This window comes from Nocardioides sp. P5_C9_2 (assembly GCF_054049555.1).
This window is the reverse complement of sequence record NZ_JBFUMD010000398.1, coordinates 1-3,725: the sequence shown is the minus strand read 5'-3', so window position 1 is coordinate 3,725 and position 3,725 is coordinate 1. Positions and strand designations below refer to the sequence as shown.

Annotated in this window: 6 protein-coding genes; 3 read left to right on the top strand and 3 right to left on the bottom strand. The window is 72.3% G+C overall.

What is annotated here, in order from left to right; all coding sequences use genetic code 11:
- On the bottom strand, nt 1-677 hold a 677-nt coding region (locus tag ACXJKL_RS16880; protein WP_457208179.1), incomplete at its 3' end, for an ATP-binding protein.
- Between the two features lie 314 nt (nt 678-991).
- Between ACXJKL_RS16880 and ACXJKL_RS16875 the strand changes: the two genes are divergently transcribed.
- From ACXJKL_RS16875 to ACXJKL_RS16865, 3 genes are all read left to right on the top strand, one after another.
- A complete protein-coding gene (locus ACXJKL_RS16875) occupies nt 992-1,237 on the top strand; it encodes a DUF7455 domain-containing protein (protein ID WP_457208178.1) in 246 nt (81 codons plus the stop codon).
- A 111-nt stretch (nt 1,238-1,348) separates the two neighbouring features.
- Nucleotides 1,349-1,828, top strand: coding sequence for a DUF456 domain-containing protein (locus tag ACXJKL_RS16870; RefSeq protein ID WP_457208177.1), 480 nt, complete (start codon nt 1,349-1,351; stop codon nt 1,826-1,828).
- Nucleotides 1,828-2,655 (top strand): EamA family transporter, encoded by an 828-nt coding sequence (locus tag ACXJKL_RS16865; RefSeq protein WP_457208176.1) that lies wholly within the window; start codon nt 1,828-1,830, stop codon nt 2,653-2,655. Before ACXJKL_RS16870 ends, ACXJKL_RS16865 begins: the two co-directional genes overlap by 1 nt.
- A 25-nt stretch (nt 2,656-2,680) precedes the next feature.
- Here the strand turns inward: ACXJKL_RS16865 and ACXJKL_RS16860 are convergent, their stop codons facing one another.
- Both ACXJKL_RS16860 and ACXJKL_RS16855 read right to left on the bottom strand, forming a co-directional pair.
- The gene (locus ACXJKL_RS16860; protein ID WP_457208175.1) at nt 2,681-3,217 is read right to left on the bottom strand and encodes a hypothetical protein; all 537 of its coding nucleotides are present in this window, start codon (nt 3,215-3,217) and stop codon (nt 2,681-2,683) included.
- Nucleotides 3,218-3,353: 136 nt separating this feature from the next.
- Nucleotides 3,354-3,725, bottom strand: a 372-nt coding sequence (locus ACXJKL_RS16855; protein WP_457208174.1) for a sigma-70 family RNA polymerase sigma factor, incomplete at its 5' end; no start/stop codon positions are given.

Genomic DNA, 3,725 nt, shown 5'->3' with positions numbered 1-3,725 from the left:
CCCGCGGAGAGGTAGTCGGCGAACTCCGAGATGCCGCCCTCGTGGAGGAACTTCTCCTCGACCAGCTCGGGTCCGCGTCGGTCGCGGATCACCAGCTCGAGGCCGGGGACGATGTACGACGTCTGGCGCGCCCGGCCCAGCAGGCCCTCGAACTCGACGGTCGCGTCCTTGGTGAAGATCTGCCGGTCCGGCCAGAAGTGGATCCGGGTGCCGGTCCTGCCCTTGGCGACCCGCTTGCCCTTGCGGGACATGCCGGAGCCCGGTGTGAAGGTCGCTCCGGGTCCGTCGCCGTCGAAGGTGCCCGGCACGCCGCGCTGGAACGAGATGCCCTGCTGGGAGGGCGAGCGGTCCACGTCGATGTCCATCCGCGACGAGAGGGCGTTGACGACCGAGAGGCCCACCCCGTGCAGGCCGCCGGTCGCGACGTACGAGCCGCCGCCGAACTTGCCGCCCGCGTGCAGCTTGGTGGCCACCACCTCGACGCCCGGGAGCCCGGTCTTGGGCTCCTTGTCGGTGGGGATGCCGCGGCCGTCGTCGTGGACCTCCACGGACCCGTCGGGGTGCAGCGTCACCTCCACGCGGTGCGCCACGCCGGCGAGCGCCTCGTCGACGCCGTTGTCGATGATCTCCCACAGGCAGTGCATGAGCCCGCGGGTGTCGGTCGACCCGATGTACATGCCGGGCCGCTTGCGCACCGCCTCCAGGCCCTCGAGGACGAGGAGGTGCGCTGCGTTGTAGGTGTTGTCCGCCGGTGCTGCCACAAGGGAAGAACCTACCCGCGACACGCCGTGGGACGACGCAGGGCACGCTGCCACGCAACCGTCCGGGGCACGGCTAGCGTCGTACCTCACACCGAGGGACGCACGAACGCGTCGTCCCCCGGTGCGGACAAGCACCACGGCGCAGCCACATCAGTGCAAGGATGGACGAGTCAGTACCGAACCACCTGCGGGGAATCTTTTCCCCGGGGGCTACGTTGGGCCAGACACCGATGGAGAGAAAAGAGGCCGATGTGACCACTGCCATTGCCCCCCAGCCCGCCGCCCTGACGGCAGGCGACCGCTGCGACCGCTGCGGTGCCCAGGCCTACCTGCGGGTGGAGCTCCAGACCGGTGGCGAGCTGCTGTTCTGCGCCCACCACGCCCGGGAGCACGGCGACAAGCTGCGAGAGGTGGCCTCGACCGTGCAGGACGAGACCCACAAGCTCTCGGCGAGCCCCGCCACCACCGAGGACTGAGCGCCTCCGACCCCAGACCACCACAGCGGCCCCGGACCTCGTGTCCGGGGCCGCTCCTCATTTCGCTCGCCGCGTGCCCGGTCGCTCGACGGCTGTGGAAGGCTCCGGCGGGTGACCCCCCTCGAAGTCCTGATCGCGATCCTCATCGGCGTCGGTGTGATCGGCATCATCGTGCCTGTCCTTCCGGGCTCGATCCTGGTCCTCGGCGCGATCCTGGTCTGGGCCAGCGAGGTGGGGACGTCGCGGGCCTGGATCGTGTTCGCCGTCGCTGCGACGTTCCTCGTGACGGGCGCGGTGGTGAAGTACGTCCTGCCGGGCCGTCGCCTCCAGACGGCGGGGGTCCCCCGCTCGACGCTGCTGGCCGGCGCGCTGCTCGGCTTCGTCGGCTTCTTCGTGGTGCCGGTGGTCGGGCTGGTCCTCGGCTTCGTGCTGGGCATCTACGTCGCCGAGCGGCACCGGCTCGGGGCGCGTGCCGCCTGGCCGGCCACCGTGCACGCGCTCAAGGCCGTGGGCATCTCCATCCTCATCGAGGCCCTGGCGGCCGTCCTCGCGGCCCTCACGTGGGTCGTGGGCGTCGTGGTGACGCCCTGATGGGCGTGCTCCTGGCGCTGGGGGCGGCACTCGCCTACGGCCTGTCCGACTTCATCGGCGGTCTCGCGTCGCGTCGTACGTCGGCATGGTCGGTCGCCTTCGTCGCGGCCGTCGGCTCCCTGGTCGGCGCGGTCGCCCTGGCGTTGGCCGTGCCCGGACACGCGACCGGGACCGACCTGGCGTGGGGTGCCCTGGCCGGCGTCGGCAGCGGCACGGGCGGCGCCTTCCTCTACCGGGGCTTCGCGGCGGGGCGGATGGGCGTCGTCGCCCCGGTCTCGGCCGTGGGCGCCGCCCTCGTGCCGGTGGTCGTGGCGGTCACCACCGGCGAACGACCCTCGACCCTGGTCTGGGTCGGCATCGTGGCGGCGGTGCCGGGCATCTGGCTGGTCAGCCGCGAGCCCGACAGCGACGGAGGCCTCGCCGACGGGCTGGTCGACGGGGTCCTCGCCGGCGCCGGGTTCGGGTTGCTCTTCGCCGCCATGGGGCAGGTGCCGGAGGAGGCCGGCTGGTGGCCCATCGCCCTGGGGCAGGCGGTCGCGCTCGTCGCGGTGGCGGTCACCGCCTCCGCGCTGCGCGCCGCCTTCATCCCGCGACGCCGCTCGGACCTGTGGGGGCTGGTCGCCGGGGTGCTCGCCACCACCGCCGTCGTCTGCTTCCTGCTCGCCACCCAGACCGGCCTGCTCACCATCGCAGCGGTGGTGACGTCGCTCTACCCGGCCGTCACGGTCCTGCTCGCCGCCACCGTGCTGCGCGAGCCCGTCCACGCGGCCCAGGGCATCGGCCTCGCGTGCTGCGGCGTCGCGGTGGCGCTGGTCGCGGCGGGCTGACCCCACGTCCCGCTCGCCACCCCGGTCAGCTCGGCGCGAGCCAGGTGCCGAAGCGGCGGGTGGCGGGCGACCAGTCCACGACGGCGTGGACGCCGTCGTACAGGTCGGTCATCACGACGCTGACCCGCACCGATGAGGGATCCTCGAGGCACTCGCGCCCGAGTCGGACCACCGCGACGTCCTTCGCCCAGCGCAACCGGACCGAGTGCTCGCACTGCAGCGGAGCGCCGACGGCCCGCCATCGACGCACGTGCGCCAGCTGGTAGTCGGTGCCGTCGTTGAGGCCGGTGTTGAGGACGTACTCCGGTCCGTGCCGACCCCGGTCCGCGTCGACGTAGGTGCCCATCCCCGCGTCGTTGCGCCGGCGGAGGTCCTCGAAGTGCACCCGGATCACGACCTCGGTCCCGGAGTGGCGCACCGTCGTGGAGAGGACGTCGGTCCGCGACTGCGGTGTCTCGGCGGCATCCGGGAGCGTCTGGGTGGTCGCCTCCGCAGCGGTCGGGAGGACCACCACGGCCAGGGTGGCGAGTGCGAGGCCGCACCGGGCCATCGTGTGCTTCAAGTCGACTCCCCCTGGATCGTGCGGGCACGGGATCGCAAGCGGTCGCGTGCCTCCCTCGTGCTCAGGCTAACGCTCCCGGACGTGCGACCGCGGCCGACCCGGTGTCGGGTCGGCCGCGGTGCGACGGCGCAGGACGTCAGTCGAGGTAGTCGCGCAGGACCTGCGACCGGCTCGGGTGGCGCAGCTTCGACATCGTCTTGGACTCGATCTGGCGGATGCGCTCGCGCGTCACCCCGTAGACCTTGCCGATCTCGTCGAGCGTCTTGGGCTGGCCGTCGGTGAGACCGAAACGCATGCTCACCACACCCGCCTCGCGCTCGGAGAGCGTGTCGAGGACGGCGTGCAGCTGTTCCTGGAGCAGCGTGAACGACACCGCGTCGGCCGGCACGATGGCCTCGGAGTCCTCGATGAGGTCACCGAACTCGGAGTCGCCGTCCTCACCGAGCGGCGTGTGCAGGGAGATGGGCTCGCGGCCGTACTTCTGGACCTCGATGACCTTCTCCGGGGT

Excerpts from the sequence above, each read along its gene's own strand:
- ACXJKL_RS16875 (WP_457208178.1), top strand. The coding sequence starts at position 992 with ATGGAGAGAAAAGAGGCCGATGTGACCACTGCCATTGCCCCCCAGCCC.
- ACXJKL_RS16865 (WP_457208176.1), top strand. The coding sequence starts at position 1,828 with ATGGGCGTGCTCCTGGCGCTGGGGGCGGCACTCGCCTACGGCCTGTCC.